This window comes from Endozoicomonas elysicola, from assembly GCF_000710775.1.
Classification (GTDB): Bacteria; Pseudomonadota; Gammaproteobacteria; order Pseudomonadales; family Endozoicomonadaceae; genus Endozoicomonas; species Endozoicomonas elysicola.
Window position 1 is genome coordinate 4,532,244 of sequence record NZ_JOJP01000001.1, and the last position, 21,878, is coordinate 4,554,121.

Annotated in this window: 23 protein-coding genes; 8 read left to right on the forward strand and 15 right to left on the reverse strand. The window is 46.8% G+C overall.

Going from position 1 to position 21,878, the window contains the following annotated elements; all coding sequences use genetic code 11:
• Positions 1 to 77: 77 nt before the first annotated feature.
• Positions 78 to 1,826, reverse strand: a complete 1,749-nt coding sequence (gene ggt, locus GV64_RS19040; protein WP_020581376.1) for a gamma-glutamyltransferase — start codon at positions 1,824 to 1,826, stop codon at positions 78 to 80.
• A gap of 416 nt (positions 1,827 to 2,242) precedes the next feature.
• Positions 2,243 to 2,821: a hemerythrin domain-containing protein gene (locus tag GV64_RS19045; RefSeq protein WP_020581377.1), complete on the reverse strand. Its 579-nt coding sequence runs from the start codon at positions 2,819 to 2,821 to the stop codon at positions 2,243 to 2,245.
• A gap of 349 nt (positions 2,822 to 3,170) precedes the next feature.
• Here GV64_RS19045 and GV64_RS19050 point away from each other — a divergent pair, with 349 nt between their 5' ends.
• The 5 genes from GV64_RS19050 to GV64_RS19070 all read left to right on the forward strand — a co-directional run bounded on the left by GV64_RS19050 (position 3,171) and on the right by GV64_RS19070 (position 5,910).
• Positions 3,171 to 3,359 carry a hypothetical protein gene (locus GV64_RS19050; protein ID WP_020581378.1) on the forward strand — a complete coding sequence of 63 codons (189 nt, stop codon included), beginning with the start codon at positions 3,171 to 3,173 and terminating at the stop codon, positions 3,357 to 3,359.
• 88 nt (positions 3,360 to 3,447) lie between these two features.
• On the forward strand, positions 3,448 to 3,861 hold the full coding sequence (locus GV64_RS19055) for a DUF3301 domain-containing protein (protein WP_020581379.1): 414 nt from the start codon (positions 3,448 to 3,450) through the stop codon (positions 3,859 to 3,861).
• Positions 3,821 to 4,387, forward strand: coding sequence for an elongation factor P-like protein EfpL (gene efpL, locus GV64_RS19060; protein ID WP_020581380.1), 567 nt, complete (start codon positions 3,821 to 3,823; stop codon positions 4,385 to 4,387). Before GV64_RS19055 ends, efpL begins: the two co-directional genes overlap by 41 nt.
• 314 nt (positions 4,388 to 4,701) lie before the next feature.
• Complete coding sequence (locus GV64_RS19065; protein ID WP_020581381.1) at positions 4,702 to 5,226, forward strand: hypothetical protein; 525 nt, start codon at positions 4,702 to 4,704, stop codon at positions 5,224 to 5,226.
• 75 nt (positions 5,227 to 5,301) lie between these two features.
• The gene (locus tag GV64_RS19070; protein ID WP_020581382.1) at positions 5,302 to 5,910 is read left to right on the forward strand and encodes a DUF416 family protein; all 609 of its coding nucleotides are present in this window, start codon (positions 5,302 to 5,304) and stop codon (positions 5,908 to 5,910) included.
• Positions 5,911 to 5,970: 60 nt separating this feature from the next.
• On the opposite strand, the gene GV64_RS19075 is transcribed toward GV64_RS19070, so the two are convergent.
• On the reverse strand, positions 5,971 to 7,089 hold the full coding sequence (locus GV64_RS19075) for a hypothetical protein (RefSeq protein ID WP_020581383.1): 1,119 nt from the start codon (positions 7,087 to 7,089) through the stop codon (positions 5,971 to 5,973).
• A gap of 55 nt (positions 7,090 to 7,144) precedes the next feature.
• Complete coding sequence (locus GV64_RS19080; protein WP_020581384.1) at positions 7,145 to 7,507, reverse strand: hypothetical protein; 363 nt, start codon at positions 7,505 to 7,507, stop codon at positions 7,145 to 7,147.
• A 230-nt stretch (positions 7,508 to 7,737) separates the two neighbouring features.
• Between GV64_RS19080 and GV64_RS19085 the strand changes: the two genes are divergently transcribed.
• On the forward strand, positions 7,738 to 7,935 hold the full coding sequence (locus GV64_RS19085) for a DUF2788 domain-containing protein (RefSeq protein ID WP_020581385.1): 198 nt from the start codon (positions 7,738 to 7,740) through the stop codon (positions 7,933 to 7,935).
• 141 nt (positions 7,936 to 8,076) lie between these two features.
• Here the strand turns inward: GV64_RS19085 and GV64_RS19090 are convergent, their stop codons facing one another.
• The gene (locus GV64_RS19090; protein ID WP_157236926.1) at positions 8,077 to 9,525 is read right to left on the reverse strand and encodes a DASS family sodium-coupled anion symporter; all 1,449 of its coding nucleotides are present in this window, start codon (positions 9,523 to 9,525) and stop codon (positions 8,077 to 8,079) included.
• Positions 9,526 to 9,620: 95 nt separating this feature from the next.
• On the opposite strand from GV64_RS19090, the gene GV64_RS19095 reads away from it, so the two are divergent.
• On the forward strand, positions 9,621 to 10,277 hold the full coding sequence (locus GV64_RS19095; RefSeq protein WP_020581387.1) for a pseudouridine synthase: 657 nt from the start codon (positions 9,621 to 9,623) through the stop codon (positions 10,275 to 10,277).
• Positions 10,238 to 10,717 (forward strand): VanZ family protein, encoded by a 480-nt coding sequence (locus GV64_RS19100; RefSeq protein ID WP_157236928.1) that lies wholly within the window; start codon positions 10,238 to 10,240, stop codon positions 10,715 to 10,717. The genes GV64_RS19095 and GV64_RS19100 overlap by 40 nt, the downstream gene beginning before the upstream one ends.
• Positions 10,718 to 10,727: 10 nt before the next feature.
• On the opposite strand, the gene GV64_RS19105 is transcribed toward GV64_RS19100, so the two are convergent.
• The 10 genes from GV64_RS19105 to GV64_RS19150 all read right to left on the reverse strand — a co-directional run bounded on the left by GV64_RS19105 (position 10,728) and on the right by GV64_RS19150 (position 21,876).
• Entirely contained in the window at positions 10,728 to 11,582 is an 855-nt protein-coding gene (locus tag GV64_RS19105) for a hypothetical protein (RefSeq protein ID WP_020581389.1), read from the reverse strand.
• Positions 11,583 to 11,800: 218 nt separating this feature from the next.
• A complete protein-coding gene (locus GV64_RS19110; RefSeq protein ID WP_020581390.1) occupies positions 11,801 to 13,150 on the reverse strand; it encodes an SGNH/GDSL hydrolase family protein in 1,350 nt (449 codons plus the stop codon).
• Between the two features lie 121 nt (positions 13,151 to 13,271).
• Positions 13,272 to 14,015: an amino acid ABC transporter ATP-binding protein gene (locus tag GV64_RS19115; RefSeq protein WP_020581391.1), complete on the reverse strand. Its 744-nt coding sequence runs from the start codon at positions 14,013 to 14,015 to the stop codon at positions 13,272 to 13,274.
• On the reverse strand, positions 13,999 to 14,988 hold the full coding sequence (locus tag GV64_RS19120) for an amino acid ABC transporter permease (protein ID WP_020581392.1): 990 nt from the start codon (positions 14,986 to 14,988) through the stop codon (positions 13,999 to 14,001). Before GV64_RS19120 ends, GV64_RS19115 begins: the two co-directional genes overlap by 17 nt.
• Positions 14,989 to 14,994: 6 nt before the next feature.
• The gene (locus tag GV64_RS19125) at positions 14,995 to 15,804 is read right to left on the reverse strand and encodes a transporter substrate-binding domain-containing protein (protein ID WP_020581393.1); all 810 of its coding nucleotides are present in this window, start codon (positions 15,802 to 15,804) and stop codon (positions 14,995 to 14,997) included.
• Positions 15,805 to 16,040: 236 nt separating this feature from the next.
• Complete coding sequence (locus GV64_RS19130) at positions 16,041 to 17,900, reverse strand: V-type ATP synthase subunit A (RefSeq protein WP_020581394.1); 1,860 nt, start codon at positions 17,898 to 17,900, stop codon at positions 16,041 to 16,043.
• Between the two features lie 75 nt (positions 17,901 to 17,975).
• On the reverse strand, positions 17,976 to 18,665 hold the full coding sequence (locus GV64_RS19135) for a DUF2764 family protein (protein ID WP_020581395.1): 690 nt from the start codon (positions 18,663 to 18,665) through the stop codon (positions 17,976 to 17,978).
• 106 nt (positions 18,666 to 18,771) lie between these two features.
• Positions 18,772 to 19,464 (reverse strand): hypothetical protein, encoded by a 693-nt coding sequence (locus GV64_RS19140; protein WP_020581396.1) that lies wholly within the window; start codon positions 19,462 to 19,464, stop codon positions 18,772 to 18,774.
• A 127-nt stretch (positions 19,465 to 19,591) separates the two neighbouring features.
• The gene (locus tag GV64_RS19145; protein ID WP_020581397.1) at positions 19,592 to 20,041 is read right to left on the reverse strand and encodes an ATP synthase subunit C; all 450 of its coding nucleotides are present in this window, start codon (positions 20,039 to 20,041) and stop codon (positions 19,592 to 19,594) included.
• Between the two features lie 2 nt (positions 20,042 to 20,043).
• Positions 20,044 to 21,876 (reverse strand): V-type ATP synthase subunit I, encoded by a 1,833-nt coding sequence (locus GV64_RS19150; protein WP_020581398.1) that lies wholly within the window; start codon positions 21,874 to 21,876, stop codon positions 20,044 to 20,046.
• Positions 21,877 to 21,878: the final 2 nt, after the last annotated feature.

A 21,878-nucleotide genomic window follows, 5' to 3' on the forward strand; every position in this document is an offset into this window, starting at 1 on the left:
TTCTTCTGGTTTAATGGAAAGGCAATACACTGACTACGTCAAGGGTGCCAGCATGCATTATAAGGGAATACCAGTATTCAGTCCCCCATGACGGCACCTTCCCGCCGTGGGTCCGCAGCACCTTCCAAACCTGACTTGTTAATAACAATGGCATGCAGACCGCTGTTCAGGTCACGGATAGAAACCTTATACCCCATATCTTTAAGTGGCTTTGCCAACGCTTCAGCATCTGTTCCAGCTTCAAGTTCATAATAGCCATTCATATTTATTCGGTGAGATAAATTAATGGCTTCATTCACAGGCAACTGCCAGTCAAGATGGGCAATTATCGTCTTGGCAACATGAACAATTATACGACTGCCACCCGCTGACCCGAGAACCATATAGGGTTCACCATCACGTAAAACAATGGTTGGTGACATAGAGGACAGTGGCCGCTTCCCTGGCTCTATGCGATTAGCAACCAGTTTTCCATCGATTGACGGACGCAGCGAAAAATCCGTCATTGAATTATTCAATAGAAAACCACGAACCATCAGGCGTGAGCCAAAAGCATTCTCAACGCTGGATGTCATTGCTACAACATTGCCTTCGCTGTCTACGATACTGATATGCGTGGTTGCAGGGAGTTCCAGTGCTTCACTGGGTGCCAGGGTTATTTTTTCTGCTCCGGATGGCAAGCCTGGTGACACTTCATTCAGGGGGCTTCCAGTTTCAAGTAGCTTCCTTCGCTCAAGAAGATATGATTCATCCAGCAAACCCTCTGGCACTTCGACAAAGTCCGGGTCAGCGATATACAGTCCACGATCCGCAAAGGCCAAACGAGTGGCATCTCCGATCAATCGCCAGCTCTGGGGGTTATCTTTACCCATTTCGGCCAGCTCAAAATGATCCAGCTGCCCAAGAATCTGTCCTATGGTTAACCCACCTGAACTCGGTGGCCCCATACCGCAAATCAAATCATTCCGGTAATCCATACAAACCGGGGCACGCTCGCGAACTTCATAACCTCTCAGGTCCTCCATACTCAAGAGACCCGGGTTATCTTTCACTGAGCTCACAGCCGCCACGATATCACGACCAATCTCTCCCTCATAGAAAGGACTGACCCCACGGCTGGCAATCAGAGATAGAGTATTTGCAAATGGAAGATTCTTCAGGAGATCTCCTTCCTGAACAGGGCTCCCTTCGGGATAAAAGTAGTTATTAGTGTTTTCATACCGGCTCAAACGTTTCCGGTCCATGGCAACAAGTCTGGCAAGTCTTGGAGAAACTATGAACCCTTCTTGAGCTAGTTTAATAGCGGGCTTGAATAATGCTTCCCAGTCAAGTTTCCCATGTTTTTGATGCACTTCGTACATTAATTTGAGAAGACCCGGAGTTGCTACAGAGTGTCCACCGACAACAGCATCATAAAAAGCCAGAGGCTCTCCGCTCTCATCAAGAAAGTGGTCAGGCCTTGCTAGCCCGGGTGCAGTCTCACGCCCTTCCCAAGTCGATAGCATTTTGGCGTTATTATCAAAATAAACGACTAATCCCACCCCTCCGATACCTGAAGACTGAGGCTCTACCAAATTCAGTACAAGCTGGGTGGTTATGACGGCATCAATAGCAGTGCCGCCCATTTTGAGAATTTCATAGCCAGCATTAGCAGCATAAGGATTTGCTGCTGCCACCATATAACTGGAGGCCCTGACCAACTCCTGCTCTGTATTTCCGGTGCCGGGCTCCGGAGCGACCTCTCCCGGAGGCGCTGTTTCAGCCAGTACGCAACTCGCCTGTAGCCAGAAGATACCTGTAACAATCCATGTTATTGGTTTTCTCACGCCCCATCCTCTTTATCACTTCTCAAGTTTCAAAATAAAACGTTGCAGACAGTGAAATAAAAATCAGACTGAAGCTTATACAATTACCACTTTATGGCCATGAGAGCGAATAAGTTATGTTACGCGGCATATAGTTAACAGAGATGGAGAAGAAGATAAAAGCCTGTGACCAGAGGGCGTTATCAATTAGCAATGAAGCCAGTTGATCACACAAGCGCTCAGTCAAGATGAATGACCCAGGATCCACAAGGCCTAAAGGCATGTGGCTCCATGTTCATGTCGCTCGCTAAAGGCTGTATGAGTGCTTTTGTGACCAGCCTCCCATGTCATGGCAAGTAACTTCAACACAGGTTAGCTATCACTATTCCAAACGCCCAATAGTTGGAATGCAGCAATGGAATTTAATAACAAAAAAATCAAACTACCGGCTCAAGGGTACTTTCCCGCTCAACCACATACTGGTAAAGGTCTTCATACGCCTCCCACAAATGGGAGCCAAAGAGGGGGTCAGACATCTGTTTGAGGTCATTATCAACCAGCACAAGATCATCCGTGGTTAATAATGACTGCATTGCCGGAATCATAAACTTGTTTTCCAAATCCATATGTTCCCGCTGCAGCTCACTGTATAGAGTATATTCAGCCAACAGTAGATTAATCGGCACCACGCGATCCGAGGCAACGGTGTTAAATGACTCAACCAGCTTCTGGGTCATTGCCGTAATCTGCTTATGTTGCTCCTCAATCATGTCAAACTGGAGACGTTCTTCTTTATTACCAAGACGTGGCCTCAGCCTGGCCATCAACCTTGATTCCAGGGGATGATGAAAGGCATCTGGATAGTTATGCATGTAGTCAAGGGCTTCAATAATGATATTAAGCTGAGGAGCGTGCTCACTACCCTCCCGATAGCCAGTTACCTCATAATCCAGATAGTCCAGAAGACGTGCCATATGCTGATGGTCTTTGATGATCCGGTCAATCACTGTCGTCATATCGCATTCCCCTTGGCTATTATTCTTCAAATACTCTTTTTTATAAGGCCTGTTGCTTTCGAGCATTGATATGAGTCAATTTTACAACTATTAACCCTGTAAACACTACTCAGGCATCATCCATATGCATCCTTGTCTCAAATAAAAACAGGTTTTCTGATTACAACGTCAAAGAGCATACAATGAACTTTTTTTTTCCAAATTGATAGACGACAAATGTAATCATCTATTTACATTTATTTTCAAAACAGTTTCATATCAAGCCATTCATTTCATGTCCTGCATCAACAAAAATGGCCACTCTGAAAGGTAAGCTACCGCGCAAGTTGTAACTGGTTTGGAGGTTATTATGCCTAACCCCCTGTACATGCTTGAATACCTGGAATATGCTGGAATTGATATCAAGCCTCTCATCGATGAAAAAGCCATTAAGAAAGAGTATCTTCGACAGATCTACCGTGTAGATTCCCGGGAAAAAATACTCGACAGCAAAGGAAAGGTGATTGGAAAATCAAGCAGCCCAAGAAACCTTCATTGATGACTCAACTCCCCTCTTATAAGTGTTGAGCTGTGTTTCATATCACGGCTCTCTTTATTACCAGCAATAATCAATTTAAAATGCAAAAATGGATGTTTTACTCTGGCTGACACTGCTTTTTATCCTCCTCTATTACTGGTTTGATACAGCCAACGCAAAAGAGGCGGCAGTTGCCCACGGCAAAAAGGCTTGCCGAGATATGAACGTGCAATTTCTGGATGATTCTGTGATTCGTTACAGAAGCAGAATAGCCCGTGGTATTTCAGGCCAAATGGTTATTGAACGCTCTTTTCGGTTTGAATTCACTGTTGATGGACAGACGCGAGAAAATGGCTTCATACGGCTATCCGGGCAGCGACTCCTGGTGCTTGAACTGGACTACCCGGACCTAAGCAACTCTGACCAGAGCAACCATCACTCCAATCGTATTTATATGCATACCAGCTATTCCGAGGAATCCGATGCCTTACGCTCGAGAACTGAAAAAAGGTCAGATTGTTGAAATTGAAGGCCAGTACTATCAAGTTCGTCAGGTTGAGGCCAAAAGCCCATCAGCCCGAGGTGCTCAGACATTATATAAGATTCGTTTCAACTCGGTACCCGGTGGTCAGAAGTTGGAACAGACATTGACCGGAGATATCCTTCTGGCCAATGTTGATATGCAAAGACGGGCAGTAACCCTGCTATACAGGGAAGGTGATGAATGCACCTTCATGGATACTGAGGACTACACCCAATACCTCGTCAATGTCAGCACTATTGAGGAACAGCTTCTTTATATTGCCGATAATATGGAAGGCCTGACTGCTCTGCTTGTTGATGGTCAGCTACTGGCAATTGATCTGCCCTCATCCGTTGCTCTGGAAATTGTCGATACAACACCTGGTATTAAAGGCGCCTCTGCGGCGGCCAGAACCAAGCCAGCCAGACTGAGCACAGGCTTGGAGGTTCAGGTTCCAGAATATCTCAGTAATGGCGAAATCATTAAAATCAATACAGAAACTGGAAAGTTCATGTCCCGAGCCTGATTTTAAATGGTTTCTGGAGAACATCTCCGGAAACCATTCTTGAAATAAAAAAATCTATTTTAATTCTATAAAAGCAGTAATACCTGCGAAACAAATATAACAAATCGAAATATAATACCTTTGTTCAAGTTATTTACCCTAATTAAGATCCTAAAATACTGATATACCTTTCAAAAAAACGGTATCTGAAAATAAAATTCTAGATTTAGTAATTGGAACTAAATAGCCATTTATTCAATCTAACTTGTAAAACATTTCTCTTGCGGAGATAGAAATGACCAAAACATAAACGACACACCTCAAGGAAGAAGGCCATGAATATAAAAAATATTGCTCAATACATTATTAGAACAATTTATTTATCTCTGGCCATGGGCTATGCCTCATATTCGTCTGCAGACCAATACATTACTACTGGATATAGCACACCTTATTCAAGAGATGTTGCTTCCCTTGAATATTATTCTTATCAAGAACCAGCATATCAGAGTGAAGAAAAAATCCCTGACTTATATTTTAAAGGAAAAAATAAAACGAATGAAGATCGTGTAGGGTCATTCTTTTATAAAACCATTAATGATCCAGACAAAGTTCGAAACCAGGTTGCTGGCACAGCCATACTTTATGGACTGGATGGCATCGGACTTGGTGATTCTGTTAGAGAAGGCATCTACTTTATTAAAAAGAACACTCGCTACTCTTTCGGAGACTGTGGAAATGTACAATTAAAAACCGGCAAGATTACTGCAGGAAGCTGTTTATCCGACGGCGGCTCTGTAGAGCTAAACTCAAGCTACAATTTCAACTCGGTTCAACTGCAATTTAAATGGTCATTATAAATGACTTAGAGGTGATGCCGCTGAAATCAAGAACTGCTAGAATGCCAGCGGCATTAATCCTAATGGTAATCATCATTGAACACCCGCAAGTTGTACACTCAGTATTATCGTCAAATCGAATCACTCTCTTCCTGGCAACTGACAGCTCTCGCTACTGCGACCACTGAACAAGCCTGGCCAAACTTCGCCCTGTTTTCAGAGCTGACAGAGTTTGGAGAGCCAAATGAAGTAAGGCACTGCCTTAACATGCTTTGGGATTATACAGCCGGACTTCAATCATCAAAAAATTTCGAACGCCTGCTTGAACGACTGGATGAAAATACTCCAGCCCTTGAAGAGTTTGATATGTTTGGTGTTCAGCCAGCACTGGATTTTTCGGTTAGTCTCCACTGTGCGATTAACTGTGCCATGAAAGCATCGGTAGATGACGCTGCCAGTGCATTGACCCTGTCGCTCAGTACCATTGGAAAATTTATAAAATACACAGAAGCTGCTGAACTGAAAGGGACTGAGTTAACTCAGTATATTGAAGAGCATGAGCTGTTTGAGGTTCAACTGAACTTCATGAGTGAACTGATTAGCATGGTCTGTCAGCAAAAAAAACAGACGAAAGAATTTACCAGGGAAGTCCGGATGTTTTCTGCCAATGATGGTATCAGTCAGCTGGGAATCAGCCTTGACTAGCTGGAACTCTGTTAACCGGCATTACTGCGCAAAACAAATGCCGGTTAATTTTATAAAGCATTACTTCACGTTAGAAATGATATCCTTAAGCAGTGAGTAGATCTTCTGCTGAGCGTTAGACATGGCTTCATAGTTTTGGTTATACGTCTGCATCGCCCTTTGCAGCTGAACGGTCTGTAGCTGATTATTTCCGTTGAGATTATCCCTTGCATTTATGAGATCCTGCTTTAAATCCTTCCATTCCTGCTGGGTAAGACTCCCTGTACCACTAGCATCAACATACGAAATTCTCAGTTCCTCCGTTAAAAGATCTATCTCCTTCTGTGTCATAAACGGGATTGAACCGGTGAACTCGTTAGCAAGATCCTGTTCAAAAGCCAACTTCCGAGCAAAATAGCCAGTGACCTGATCATTGGCATCATTGGGGTTAGTCTGGGTAATACTGCCGGTCCCTGAGCCATTAAATTCCCAGGCATGCATACCACCAGCTTCAAGCAGGATATAACCATCATTGTCGTTGGCATCGAGTGTGATGCCATTCAGGTTTGGCGCTCCTACGGTGGGTGTAGCAGTATCAACCCCCGTGATTGTCAGTCCCTGGTTACCACGGGTAATCGTGACAGTGGTAATATCTGCAAGCCCCCCGGAGAAATCTGTCGAATTGAAGGCAGTATCCGGCGTACCTGCTTCAAAAGTAATTTCCGTTCCGTCATCAAGAATAAAAGTCATATCGCTCATCACAGGAATACCCACTTCCAGGGCATCAACTGTTGTCCCGACGGGAACAGGAACCAGTGTCTGATTCTGATAAATTAACTGGTTTCCCTCAGCATCCAGAATGGTGAACGTGGTTCCGCCATTACCATCAGGCTGAAAGTTCAGCCCGTAACCATTATCCAGAACAACATTGCTGTTATTGGCAGTTGTACTGGTACTCCAGGTAGTGGCCGCGTAATTCGTCGTTCCAAATTCAGCGACATTGGCTTTACCAATCAGCGTATTGATCGTATCTACATACTGATTACTGGTATCCATTTCACCAATGATTCGACGAACTTCTGAATCCAGCATCTCACCACGTTCAAGATAAACGGCAGCGATAAAATCCTGCTGGCTCATTTCCGCAGGATTTAGCGTGGTTACTCCATTATTCGTGTTAACGCCATTAACGTTATTCATGCTGTTCTCATCCCTGAAAAGCAGTAACTATTTTTTACGCTGATCCGTTTATGGGTTATACATACCCGGAACGCTTTTTGGCTGAAGTTGTTTTGTTCACCTTGCGCTGACTGAGCAGACGACTGGCACTTCTCAACTCTTTCCGTTTAGCTGAAGCCTCATTAGCCATATTGCTTTTAAATTCATTATGAAAATTCAGCAGTTCTTCCCTGGCTTTCTGCTTTTGTCGGGATGTCCAGTAGTCACTGTTAATAAAAGCACGCAGCTTTTGCCGGTCCATGCCCCCGTTTTTCATAAATTCTTCCTGCTTATCCAACAGCACCTTTGCCTCACGTATGGCAGACTTTGATACTTCAGATGCCAGATAGTTGGATTTCTGCAACTTGGTAATATCTACCAGCTTGAGTTTGACCGCCATGACATCCCCCAGATAGCCTTTTTAAATCAGGTCGTATTGAAACTCTCTGGATACCTATATCGGTCTTAATCCGAAACTATGTAGAACAATGACCATTTTTATCACCGTGTCCGGCTCTGTTGCTTGAACAGTACTTCTTATATGGTGATTTGTCTGAAAACATTCAGCAGCCAAAATTGGCGAGCCAGACGTAAAATGCCTACAATGTCGCCAAAATAATGGGAGGTTCTATGGACGTTGCTGAATTCGAAGCCTTAATGATGCAGGTTCTAATCGGCGGACTGGTTTTATTCATGGCCTTTATCGTTTATGACCTGGCCAAAAAATCCAATGCGGGAAAGTGGGGAACCTTCGTACTTTTTGGAGCACTGGGCCTTGGTGTCCTAGGCTTTCTAATCAAAACGTTTATTGTTGAAATCATTCTTTAGGGGTCGGCTACAAATATGTATGCAAAAAAACCAACAGGTATGGGGCTGTAGACAAGGGCGTTTAGATAAATATCTTCCAAGAAAAAGTAATCTGCTATTTAAAGAAAAACAGATTTTTAGTGGGACCTTGCCCAAAAGTGATTAAGAATAGCCAAGCCAGGACATCCAGACACTACCTAAACCAAGCCAGACCACCAGGTATACCGGACTCATTATCAGCCCTACCTTCCACCAGGTTAAAAGAGGTACATATCCGGCACCATAAAGAATCGGGGCAGGCCCATTCCCGTAGTGAGTGACAACAGCACAAATATTACTCATATAAGCCAGCATCAGTGCTCCTCCCAGTGGAGGCACGCCGGCACTAAGCATAATCAGTAGAAAACTCGCATACATGGCACTGATCTGCGCTGTTGATGCAGCAAAGAAGTAATGAAAGAAATAGTAAAGTGCACAAATAGAGATCATTGTCAGCCAGGCAGGTAAACCACTAAACAGAACGCCAACCTGCTCACTGACATAATTCACAACCCCATAGGCACTGAGATAATGAGCCATGGTAATAAATGCCCCGAACCAGATCATGGTGTCCCAGGCTCCTTTATTGCCACGAACATCATCCCAGTTCAGCACACCACTTAACAGCAGAATACAGACCCCTACCATAGCAACCAGTGTTGCTGAAAAGCCAAGCTGGTGACCAAATATCCAAAGAACAAGCAGAGTCAGGAATGTACCAGCCATAATCCATTCATCCCTTGTCAGAGAACCCAGACGATGGAGTTCATTCTGGGCCACCTTGACGGCCATGGGGGTTTCTTTCAATTCTGGCGAGACAATGCGGTACAGACAAAGTGGCATTAAGATAAGGCTGACAATACCGGGCAGCAATGCTCCCAATGCCCACATAGCCCAGCTCAACTCAATACCCTGAGTGCCTGCAAGCTTGACCACCAGTGGATTACCTGCCATTGCTGTCAGGAACATGGTGCTGGTAATAGCATTGGCATGGAAGACAATCATGACCAGAAAGGATCCCATCCTGACGGCGGTCACTCCCGGTTTACTGTCATAGACAGTGGCAATGGATTGCATAATCGGATACACCACAGCGCCTGCACGAGCGGTAGTACTTGGCATTGCTGGAGCAAGCAGCATATCCGTCAGGGTCAGACCATAACCCAAAGTCAGGGTTTTCTTCCCCATGATACGCATGAAGCAGTAGGCGATTCTGAGCCCAAGCCCGGTTTTTATAAACCCGTGAGAGATGAAAAACGCCAGAACCACCAGCCAGGTAACAGGGTCACCATAACCCGCCAGTGCCTGCTTGAGTGTCAATGTTTCGGTCAACCCCAGGGCTGTAACCCCCATCAGGGTGATTGCTGACATCGTCATTGGAGTGACCATTACCCCCATCAGGGTGCTGAAAAAAATAATCAGCATATGCCAGCCCTGCAGATCCAGACCTTCCGGAGTCGGAAGTACCCATAAAGCCGCCCCCAGTAGCAATGGAGCTAAAAAACGGATAACTAATTTCAAGTCAATCGCCCGCTGCCGAATGTGCTCATTGCTTACTGGTGGTGTGCTCACAACAAACCCCTTTAAAAATTGTGGTTTTTGCCACAGTCTAGTCGTCAGGACCTCCTGCATTTATAATTCTGACTTTATTCCATCAGTGATCACCCATGCAGGCTTCTGTCATACGCTCTACTTCAAAAAACCGATTACTCCTCTTCAATAAACCTTACGGTGTTCTCACTCAGTTCACTGACCAGGAAGGTCGGCAAACTCTGAAGGATTTCATCAACATTCCCGGCATTTACCCTGCAGGCAGGCTGGACCGAGACAGTGAAGGGTTATTGCTGCTGACCAACAATGGTCAGTTACAAAACCTTATTGCCTCACCAAAACACAAGATGCCCAAAACGTACTGGGTTCAGGTTGAGGGAATCCCCGATGCCCAAGCTTTAGACCATCTTTGTACTGGAGTAGTTCTAAATGATGGCCCCACTCTTCCAGCGCAGGCAGAACTCATTGATTCGCCTGAAGTTTGGGACAGAAGCCCCCCCATACGAGAAAGAAAGTCGGTACCGGATTGCTGGATTCAATTAACCATTCAGGAGGGTAGAAACCGTCAAGTCAGAAGAATGACTGCCGCTATTGGTCATCCAACGCTCAGGCTGATTCGCTGCCAGATTGGACCATGGAAAATTGACGGTCTACAGCCAGGACATTGGCGTGAGTTGGAAATCCCTGCTTCACTGAAAGACAAACTCATTAACAATAAATCCAACAGTGTGAAGTGGAAAACATCAGGAAAACGCCCTCGCTGGAAGCGATAATTCTTCAGCACTATTTGCCAGTCAGCAAAGCGGCATTAGCGATAACCCTTACGACGATCACCATTTTGTCTCTATTGCCTGTAGACAACATTAAAGGCATTGATCTGACATTCTGGAATCTGCCGGTCGCTGCTGACAAAATAGCTCATTTTATTGCTTTTCTAGTTATCTCAGGGCTTATTGATAGCTTCTGTTATCAAGATGCGTTTAACCTTAAAAAAGCAGCAATCGCGGCCATTTATGGTATTTGGATCGAAAGCCTACAATCCCTTACGGATTATCGACACCCCTCTTTTTGGGATATCGTCGCTAACTGTGTTGGCATACTTATGTATTGGATGCTCATTCCTTTATTTAAAATAACTCCCATTTTAAGAGTTCGATGGCAATATAAAGAAACAACTCACCTTGAGACAACCTCAGAGCATGTTGATAAATAATGTAGCTCACTTATGCATCGCTACTACCAAGAAAATGACTGTAAGGTATAACCGAGCTTTCAAATAGCACAACAGGAACGTTTTCTCCTCCTGAGTTTTTTACTACCTTCAGATTACCTTTGGTCTCATTATCAGGAACAACAACCATCTTCGGCGTATATCCATCCTTAATCTGACTTATTAAAGTATCCGGATCAGAAAAAACTTTTACCTTAATTCCATCTTTTGCGAGCGTACGCCTGAACAGGTTCTGCTCCTCAGTGGAAAGTCCTATTAGTGCGATAGAAGGGGTAACCGGAGGGATCACAATGCTACCAAACAAAAATAAAAGGTTACTCCCTGCAACAGGAATCAAACCAGCATTTCTGGGCGTGTAGGCAAGATTGACACTCATGCCTCGTCCATCTTCATCCCGGTAGCGAATTGAAGGATAGGCATAGGGTTGAATGGCTCCTGAATCAAAACCAGATAACCATTGGAAAGTTCCCATAATTGAAAGGGCAAGATTCAGATCAATACTCCAGCGTTCGGATATATGAAAGGAAAAGCGAAGAATAGGACCAGTGAAGATCATCGGCAAAAAGCGGCAATCAAACATGCCCCCAAACTGCCAGAGTAAATCAACATCTCCCCATTCATTTTCATAGCCCGTTAAGACAACTTTTCCAGCAATTCCTGGATTTAGAACAAAGCGACCATCACCATCCAGTAAAATACCAGAATTCTGCTGCTGAAAGCCTCTGTCGATATGAGCCGATAAGCCCGTAATATCTATTTCAAACCCACTTACCCTGAACCCAAATAAAAGCAGGAAAATGCATATGGAAAGCTGAAGTTTTTTGATTAAACTGAAAGCCCTTGGCATAGCAAATAAACCCCACCCCCTAACCCATTGACTAATCAGGCAACCAAGAGATGGACAAAAACATAAGCAAATAGTTCAAGAACAAACGAATGCCATACTTATACGTATCAGGAAGGCCAGAAACAGTACATCTCTCCCCTTCCATAGTTACCAGAAAACTCAAAACTATAATGTTGGAAGGGAGTATTTAATAATCCAAAGACTATGGTCATCTATAGCTACTGCCAGCTTACTATAGGCCTGGGTGCAGTGATTAAAGGCTGGTGAGCATTCGTCGAACAGGCAACGCCATGATTATTCAAAAGATTGCAGGCATACTGCGCAATCTCATAATGAGTATGGGCAGTCGGATGAACCGTATCGAAAAAGAAGTGTTCATCAGGATTGGAACAGACTGGAACCTCTTCCCCAGCAGCAGAGTGAGATGCAACCTGTGCTGCATCAGCAAGGGATGGGTTATTCATGATGTGCTCAACAAGCCCTGCTCCATACTTTTCCTTGTGAGCATCAATGTTTGGAAGTCCCGCAGTTATCCCCAGACAAGGTTTATCCGTGATAATGCCATGCTGTGCTGCTCCAGAGATCAACTGATTCATCATGGTTGCTGCATCCAACTCAATAATCACCGTTTCCTTATAGCGCTCACGAACAGCTTGCAGAGCGGCTTTCAACTCGCTGTTGTTTTCCTGAACAGCATTGGCCATCCAGGCTCGAACAGGTTCCGGTGCCAGCTGATATCGAGGCGTTAAATTAATGTCCGGAAGGTTTATAACCACTACATGCCTGGCACCCAGACGAATCAAGCGCGTAATATCAGACACATATTTATTCACCACCTCTTTGGAATCAGGCCAACCATTCAAATAGTCATTTGCACTGTTAAAGAACATCACCAGTGTCTTTGACCCATCAAATGAGAGGTTTTCCTGTGACCAGGCACTAATAATCAAACCTTCACATGGGGGAACAAGACTGCCGGAAACGAAATCTTCCGCAAGGCTCTCAACCCCGTGAGCAATGTGAATAAGGTTACCAGGATGCTCCATTTTTTGAGGTGCACATAATGTCCAGCTACCAGCCATAGCCCGATTATCAAGGCTTGCCCCCAGCATATGATGGAGATAATCAGGCCAAACTCCCTTAAATTCGATACCACCTGTGAACATGCCTTTCAAATAGTATTTAGGGTCAGGCAAAATCGGGATAGGCAGATGTTTAGTAAAATCCAGAAGTGCAGTTAAAGACTCTTTTTCGATGTGCAATAGCCGGGTGCGAATCCAGTGCAAATGAGAAACCGCAGCATACCCAGGCACATCCTGCATCAGTGAATTATTCAGAAATGGCAGCAGGTTCAGCATAGGTTTGCCATCAACCATATTACCTTTCAGGGTGTTCAGCAGCTTCCAGGTTGAGAATGGGCCATTACCATCTGAAACACTGTCCCCGAAAACAAGCACATTCTCGATGCGTATCAGATCCGAGGAATCATCTGAAACTGAGTACTCTGGCAAGACAGAGCAGCAAGAAACAACAACGAGAAAGCACAAACCCTTCAGAAAAGGTCTCATGATAGCAACCTTGGAATCGTCTGATACTGGAATGAAAGTAGCCACATATCAGGATTGCTACCAATGAAACTTCGGTTGATATTTATGGGTTAATATAAACGACGATCATAATAAGACAGTATTAAATTACTTGACTTAAAAAAACCTTTAAACGATCACTTTCCGGAGCATCAAAAAAGGCACTTGGTTCACAGTCAACCAATAACTCTCCTCCATCCATAAACAGCACCCGATCAGCAACTTCCCGGGCAAACCCCATCTCATGGGTAACGACTACCATCGTCATACCTTCTCTGGCCAGCTGCTTCATGACATCCAGAACTTCACCCACCATTTCCGGGTCAAGCGCGCTGGTTGGCTCATCAAACAGCATAATACGTGGTTGCATAGCCAAAGCTCGAGCTATGGCTACCCGCTGCTGCTGACCACCCGAGAGTTGTGGAGGAAAGCTGACGGCTTTATCCGCCAGACCTACTTTTAACAGCAGGTCTTTTGCTCTCTCTTCCGCTTCAACCCGACCAATCCCCCGAACCTTCATCGGTGCCAGACAGATATTGTCCATCACGGATAAATGGGGAAACAGATTAAATGACTGGAAAACCATTCCCACTTCTTCCCTGAGCTTATTCACATCTCCAGGAGTCGTCAGTGAAATGCCATCAACAACAATCTCACCATCATTAATGGTTTCCAGCTGATTCAATGTTCTCAGGAAAGTCGACTTGCCGGAGCCACTGGGGCCGATAACAACAACAACCTCCCCTTCCTGTACATTCTGATGAATATTCCTGAGTGCATGAACCCCATTGGGATAGATCTTTTCAACGCCTTTTACCTGAATAATGGCTTCAGTCTCTGACGGCATATCTCACCTCCAAACGACGAACCAGCAAGGAAAGAGAAGCTGTCAGAATCAGATACAAAAATGCAACGCTGAACCATACTTCGAATGGACTGAATGTCACACTCACCACTTCCCGCCCGGCCTTGGTCAGATCCGTCAGAGAAATCACGGATACCAGTGAGGAATCCTTGATCAGATTGATAAACTGTCCCGCCAGGGGAGGAAGTACTCGTTTAAAGGCCTGAGGAAGAATGACATAACGCATGGTTTTACCACGACTCATCCCGAGGCTTCTTCCCGCTTCCATCTGTCCCCGGCTGATGGACTCAATACCCGCCCGAATAATTTCTGCAACATAGGCTCCTGTGAATACAGACAACGCCACCACGCCAGCAGTGAATCGCTCCAGATCCAGAACCGTGCCAAGAAAGAAATAGACAATGAAGATTTGAACCAGCAGAGGGGTTCCGCGAACCAGCTCAACGTAGAGAGTAGCAAAATGTCGCAATGCTGGATTCGGGGATATTCGAGCCAAACCTGCCAGGGATCCCAGAAGAATGGCAAAAACAATGGAAACCAGCGATAGCTTAATGGTCATCCAGAGACCGGTGGCTATTGGCCCTGACTGCCATTGATAATTTACAGCCAGTAAATCTCCTTCAAAGATGAGGTCACCCTCAGCGATGACAAACTCCTGATAATTGACAATAACAGCACGTTCACTGTCGTCAATATCATTAACAAGGATTAACTGCCCCTTATCGTTACTTTCAATGGTGCCATCAAACTCAGCGCGGAGTTCATCGCGGGCTTGATAAACGATGTACTGAGGAATACGATCCCAGCGCCAGATATAGTCAATCGCTTGACTGGACTTATAGATACCCAGACCCAACAGCAGCAATATTGCAGCGAAAACCAGATTCCAGAGAACCTGGTTTGGCTGCTTCTCCATTTGCAAAGGCTGGCCTTTCACGGGTTTACTCTGCAGCATCAACCGTTACTTAAGGGTCTTGTGCCATTCGGAACTTTCGAACCATTTGGCATAGATCTTATCGTAGGTACCATCACCCTGAATCTGACGCATGAAGTTATTCAACCAGTTCAAGAAATCCGGGTCACCTTTACGAACACCCCAGGCCAGTGGCTCATAGGTAAATGGAGTATCCAGGTGAACCAGTTTTCCTGGGTTCTGGCTGGAGTAAACCGCGTTGAATGGCAGGTCATAGATAAATGCATCTGCTTTGCCATTCACCACCTCAATAGCACCTTCTGACTCAGTTTCAAACAGTCTGAGTTTGGCCTTGCTCAAATAGCGCTTGGCAGCAATATCACCTGTAGTACCCAATTTAGAAACCACAGTGTATTTAGAGTCATTAAGATCTTTATAAGACTGAACTTCATCTTCGAGACCATTTCTGACCATGATACTCTGGCCAATAACAATATAAGGGTCCGCAAAGTTGATTTGCAGGTTACGCTCGGCGGTCAGTGTCATACCTGACATGATGATATCGAACTTATCAGTCACCAGGGCTGGAATGATGCCATCCCAGGCAGTGTTCACAATCTCAAGCTTTACCCCCATGGCCTTGGCCATTTGACGGGCAATATCCACATCAAAGCCAACAATTTTGCCTTGCTTGTTGGTCATCTCAAACGGCATATAGCCAGCATCCAGACCAACACGGAGCACTTTACGTTCCATAATCTGATTGAGTGTGGATTTTTCCCAAAGGTCGTTATCAGAGGCAAACAACGATGTACTGAATGCGAGCAGAAATGCCAGCATGGCGGTAATTTTTTTCATTATAACTCCTGTCCGCAACCAGAAATCCTATGAATCTGGAGCCAGAACTTTTTTTATCATTATGTACGGCTAATCGCTGACCGCTTTACCCTCGAATTCAAACCAGTTACACGAGGAAACATTCTGCATTGTACATACCCTGTCGTTTTTGACCAGAGCCTGAATCAAAAACCACACATAAAAAAACTGCCGGTATAACCGGCAGTTCTGGGTTAAAGCTATTTAACAATGAAGCATCATGCAGCCAGAGCACCCATTGCGTGCTGGCTGCGAAGCTCCTGAATACGGTTCATGTAGTTGTTGTACTCAGGGGATCCATGATGCGCATAGTGCATGTTCTTGAACAGGCCTGTCAGCTTGATGAAGTAATCACGCACTTCTTCTTTGTCACTGAAGCTGTACTGCTGACGAATCAGACTGACCACCAGGTCAAAGTTTTCCTGCTGACGATTGATTGGGCAGGAAGCGTCCACATCGTCAAAAGCGTCCTGTTGTAGGTACACCATGTCCAGCATGAAGGACTTCTGGAACGTCACGTAGTCTTCCAGGGTGATACCCTCTTCACCGGTTACCTGCATCATCTGGTTGATGCTGTCACCACGAACCAGCAGCTCCTGCATCTCCTTAACGTTACTGACCCACTCTGGTGACAGATTCTTGGAGTACCAGTCTTCCAGCTGATCCAGGTAACGAGACCAGGAGATCAATGGATCAATCGCTGGGTAGAAGCGCTTATAAGCACGGTCATAAGACAGACCAAGGAACGCTTTTACCGTACTCAGGGTTGCCTGGGTCACTGGCTCTTCAAAGTTACCACCGGCAGGTGATACAGAACCAATCATGGTCAGGGAGCCTTCGTCACCGTCTTCATTGCGAACCACACCACAACGCTCGTAAACACCCTTGATGGCAGAGTCCATATAGGCAGGGAAGCCTTCTTCACCCGGAATCTCTTCCAGACGGTTAGAGGTTTCACGCATTGCCTGAGCCCAGCGGGAAGTAGAGTCCGCCAAGGCCAGAACATTGTAACCCATCTGGCGATAGTACTCACCCAGTGTCAGACCGGTGTAGATAGAGGCCTCACGGGCAGCTACCGGCATGGACGACGTATTACAGATGATTACGGTACGGTCGATCAGGGCACCACCAGTCTTAGGATCCTGCAGATGCGGGAACTCTTCGATGGTTTCTACTACCTCACCGGCACGCTCACCACAGGCAGTGACAATTACAATATCCGCATCACAGTACCGGGAGAAGCCGTGCTGCAGTACGGTCTTACCGGAACCGAAAGGTCCTGGGATACAGCCGGTACCACCACGAGCAATCGGGAAGAAGGTATCGACGATTCGGGTGGTTGTGATCAGTGGCTGGTTAGGATAGAGACGCTCGGTCTTTCCTTTCGCAGCGAGTGTTTCAGAAATCGACTTACGCACCGGCCAGCGCTGGTACATGGTCAGAGGAATTTCTTCCCCCTTCTGGTTCTTAACCCGAGCCACCACAGTGTCAACAGAGAAGTTACCTTCCTGAATCCAAACCACTTCCACTTCGCCCACAGTATCAAATGGAATCATGATCTTATGAGTAAAGCGACCTTCCGGCACCGTACCAAAGGTTTGGCCAGCATGAAGTCGATCGCCAATTTTGGCAACGGCGGTAAAGGCCCAGTTTTGGGTTCGATCCAGGGACTCAACCTGAACACCTCGCTGCAAAAAACGGCCATGTAGATTCGCCAGACGTTCCAGTGGGTTCTGCAGACCGTCGTAAATCATACTGAGAATACCAGGCCCCAGATCCACAGACAGCATGTGCCCGGTCTGAATGATCATGTCTCCTACAGCGACACCACGGGTTTCTTCAAACACCTGGATGTCAGCAGTATTACCACGAACACGGAGAATTTCAGCCATCAGCTGTTCTTCTACCGCCTCATTGGCGCGACGGCTTGGCAGTACATAAACCACCTCGTTCTTAACCAGAGGCTTTCTCTCACCATCCTGGCCAGTGATGCTTTCGATGGTAATGATATCACCCATCACCGCTACCACCCGGGCAGAGGCCTGTTGCATCAAATCTGTATTTGTCTCTTCAGTCATGTGTATAACCGTTGTCGTAAATCGTCAGCTATATGTCGTTGTAGACACTTCTGTCATAGTCGACACTGTTGACGTTTAATCTGGGGAACCCGGCAATTGGTGGGCAAATTCGCCCAATGCCTGCTGGGTCAGCTCATTAAACCGAACCACTGCCTCTTCGCCATTGTAGGCCGTCCAGCGCGCCACCAGGTTCCAGCGAAGCAGATAGATCACCACGGCTTCAAAGTCGAAACGATGTCTGGCACCAAGCTCATTCAGCTTGTTCCATACCGCTTCCATCACTGTTTTTTCCAGCGTGAGGTAGTCTTTTTTGCTCAGGCATTCAACAGCCACCGGTATCCACGGGAATGCATTCTGCAAACCGAGTGTTGGATGATTCCAGTTGCGGCGGATGTATGCGTAGCGGCTACCGTAACTCCATTTCGCCGACGTCGGAGCCTGTATACCATTGGCCTTTCGTCTCAAGGCAGCAGCAATGGTTCGCATATCCAGACGCCAGTTCACCAGCTCTTTCAGATCAGGGCTGTCCAACTCCTGTAACAGGCGCTCTGCCAGGTTGATCAAATACTCTTCTTTGATCTCTTCGCCCAGGTGGCTCCAGTGAACCAGCTGCTCGACCTTAACCAGGGTTTCACGATCTTCCGTGGACAGCATGGCCAGACGACGATCCAGCTGAATTCGGGAGATAGGCGTAATCTTGCTGTTAAACAGTGAGTCAATATGCGGCAGCGATGTCAGCAGGGTATAGTAGGCATTGTCTGCCATCTCATTCTCCTCTATTTCAGGACAAGCATCAGGACACAAGTCCTCAGGATGAGAAACCGGATCAGACGGCAGCCGTAAACCCGGCTACCGATGATCTGACATCACTTTATTTAATAATGCCTTCAAGCAGGGCACGGAAACGTGGCTGCAGGTGCTTCAGCAGAACCGCAGCAACCGCTTCGTCTGTCAACTCTACCTGGATATCCTTATCTTTCAGACGGAACGCAATGCCACTCTGGCCGGCACCACCAACGGTGAACGTCACGCCATCCTGAAGCATCTCACTGGCACGCTTCATGGCAAACTCCAGCAGGCCACCCGCCTTGAGAAGTTCAGGGTTATCGCGCAGTTCATCCACACCAATCACTTTTCTTGGCAGGATCACTTCGATGTTGTTTTCGCCACGGAGGTTGTTCTGGCCAGCAACTTCAAGAATCATCTCTTCCAGCAGTTTGTCACCTTCCATGGAATGGCTGACGACCGCACGTATCTGGTCAGAGAATTTTTCCAGCAGATAATCTTTCAGCTCAAGGATGGCATTACGCTCAGCCAGCTGCAGTGCTTCTTTACCCGCTTTGGTAATAAAATCAGCTTCTTCACGGGCCTTGCCAACAATGGCACTGGCACGCTTTTCGGCATCCGCGATCATCTCAGCGGCTTTGGCTTCAGCATCAGAAATAATCTTGCCCGCTTCCTGGCGGCCACTGTCGACGCCCTGGTTACGCAGCTTTTCGATTAGTTCCTGAACACCGACGGAAACGGTTTTCCCGGTTTGTTTTTCAGGAGTTGCAGTACTCATTATCTAATCCTGTATTTGCTAATGGGTCAGTAAGTTTTTGTCACCACAAAGACACGAAGGCACAGAGAAATGATTTTTTAAACGCTGTGTCTTAGTGACTTTGTGGTGCCAATCATTCACCACATCATCAGGCAGCGATGCCCTGACCCATCACCAGTGCGAATACGAAAGCAAATACCGCAAAGCCTTCTACGATCGCAGCAGGTGCGATAGAGAGACCAAACACTTCCGGCTTGTTCTTGGAAGCATTGATTGCAGCCGCTACCGCCTGTCCCTGGTAAACAGCAGAGTACATCAGAGCAATACCAGTCAGCAGACCAATACCAAACAGACCAGGAGCGCTGGCCAGAGTGACGCCGATGCCACTCAGGGTAAACATGATTACAATGCCGTAAATAACCTGGGAAGATGGCATGGCCGAGAGACCGACGAACTTACCGTAGCCGCTCTCAACATCCAGCATCGCACCACAGGCAGCCTGTCCTGCGACAGAACAGCCGATTGCAGAACCCACTGCACCCAGAGCAACCGGCGCGAAAACACCTACCCAACCCAGAGCCAAAATCAGTGCATCCATTGTTAATCCTCTTCTTTACTAAAAGTTGTTCGTTGGTTAAAGACTTTGAATGGGTAGCCTTCGTCAGACAGTCCCCAGTTGACAAATTCAATGACGTTAAGACGCATGCCGTGAACCACACCACTCATGATGCATAGTGCAAAGTTAAGCAGGTGACCCAGCAGCAGAATAATTCCTGCAAACAGCACACCGGTAACGGGGCTGGAATTAAGAACGTCCATGGCCAGAGAGTTAAACGTCATGGCCAGGGATGCACCGGACAGGCCGAGGGCAAACAGGCGCATGTAACTGAGCACATCACCAAAAGCACCGGTAATGTTGTAGACGGCTTTCAGGCCATCCAGCATTCTCAGAATAAGGTCCTTGAAAGATTTCACTTCACGGCTGCTGGAGAACAGGAATACCAGCAAGGCACCGGCAATCATCAGGCCGGGGCCAATCGTGGTTTCAAAAGCTTCTGGTAATGTCCGGGTCATACCCAGCCACAGCGTCAGGCCACCACCCATTAACCCAGCCCAGCCCAGTGGGGCAAGAGCATAGCTTGAGCCTCGATTTACCACCGCCGTCATGACGTTGGCAACGATCAGGTGAGAAACACCGATCACCACCGACAGTTTCATCATGGCGTTGTAATCATTGAGATCAATGAAGGCCAGCTTACCCAGGAAGCTTCCACTGTCCGGTGCCGCACCGAAGTAACTGCCGATAAAGACACCCCAGACAATACCCACGCCGGACATAAAGTACGCCAGATTCATCAGACGACGACCCGCTTCACTCTGCTTGAGCTTGCCTCTGAGCAGAAAGATGATCAGTCCGAAAATCAGACAGTACATGGCGTCACTCATGATCATCGCAAAGAACAGCGAGAATGAGTAAAACACCACATTGCCCGGATCCCAGGCACGGTAGTTTGGTGTTTGGAAGAACCCAAGGGCATCCGCACCACCACCGGTTCCGGCCGGCTTGTCCAGCAGCGTCGGGGGATTGTCGTCTGCTGTCGGGTCTTCAAATATTGCGGCAACACCGTGGGCAGCGGTGAAGGCTTCAACATTGGCCTGCTCAGAAACCGGAACCCAGCCCTGAACCAGGAAGAAGCTGTCTTCATCCATCGTGCCACTCGTGGCCTGCTGCAGATCAGCACTGTCCAGACGAGCCGCCAGTACCTGATCCAGGAGGTAGTTCCAGCGTGTAAGCGCTTCGCGCTCAGCCAGAAGGTCCTCGATTGCATCTTCTGCTTCATCCAGCATCTCTTCCAGACGGGAAAGCGGGATCTTACCCACATGAGAACGATGAACAGGCAGCAGAACGTCTTCAGGCTCCTTGTCAGAAACAACAATAACGTAGCTGTCTTTCTGGCTCTGGTGAATCAGCTCCCAGGGCAGCTCGCACTCTTTCAGCGAATCCTTCAGTGCCGGCAGTTCACCATTGGGCAGAACATAGAACCAGAGCCGCTGACCATTCAGGTCTGACAGGGCAGGAAAAGTAAACTCTCCCCAGGGACGCACTTCACGAATACGCTCCTGCAGCTTGTCGCGAATATCGGACTGCTCACGGAACTTAGACTTATTGTCCAGAATCTTATGAACAATGTCGTCTACTCGGGCAGCATCCTTACGCTCGCGAAAGTTGCGAACCTGCCTTCTCTGCTTAGGACTGCGCTCCAGCCACGCTTTCGCTTCACTGGCTTCCGCAGGCTGTACCTGAACATCAGCCGGTTTCTCGGTTAATGGAATCAGATGCAGGCAGCCAAGGGATTGCAGCTCCTTAAGGATGCCGCTTTTCTCCTGACTGGGCCCGTAAAGGGTAATCTTTTTAAGTCGTTTAATAGCCATAA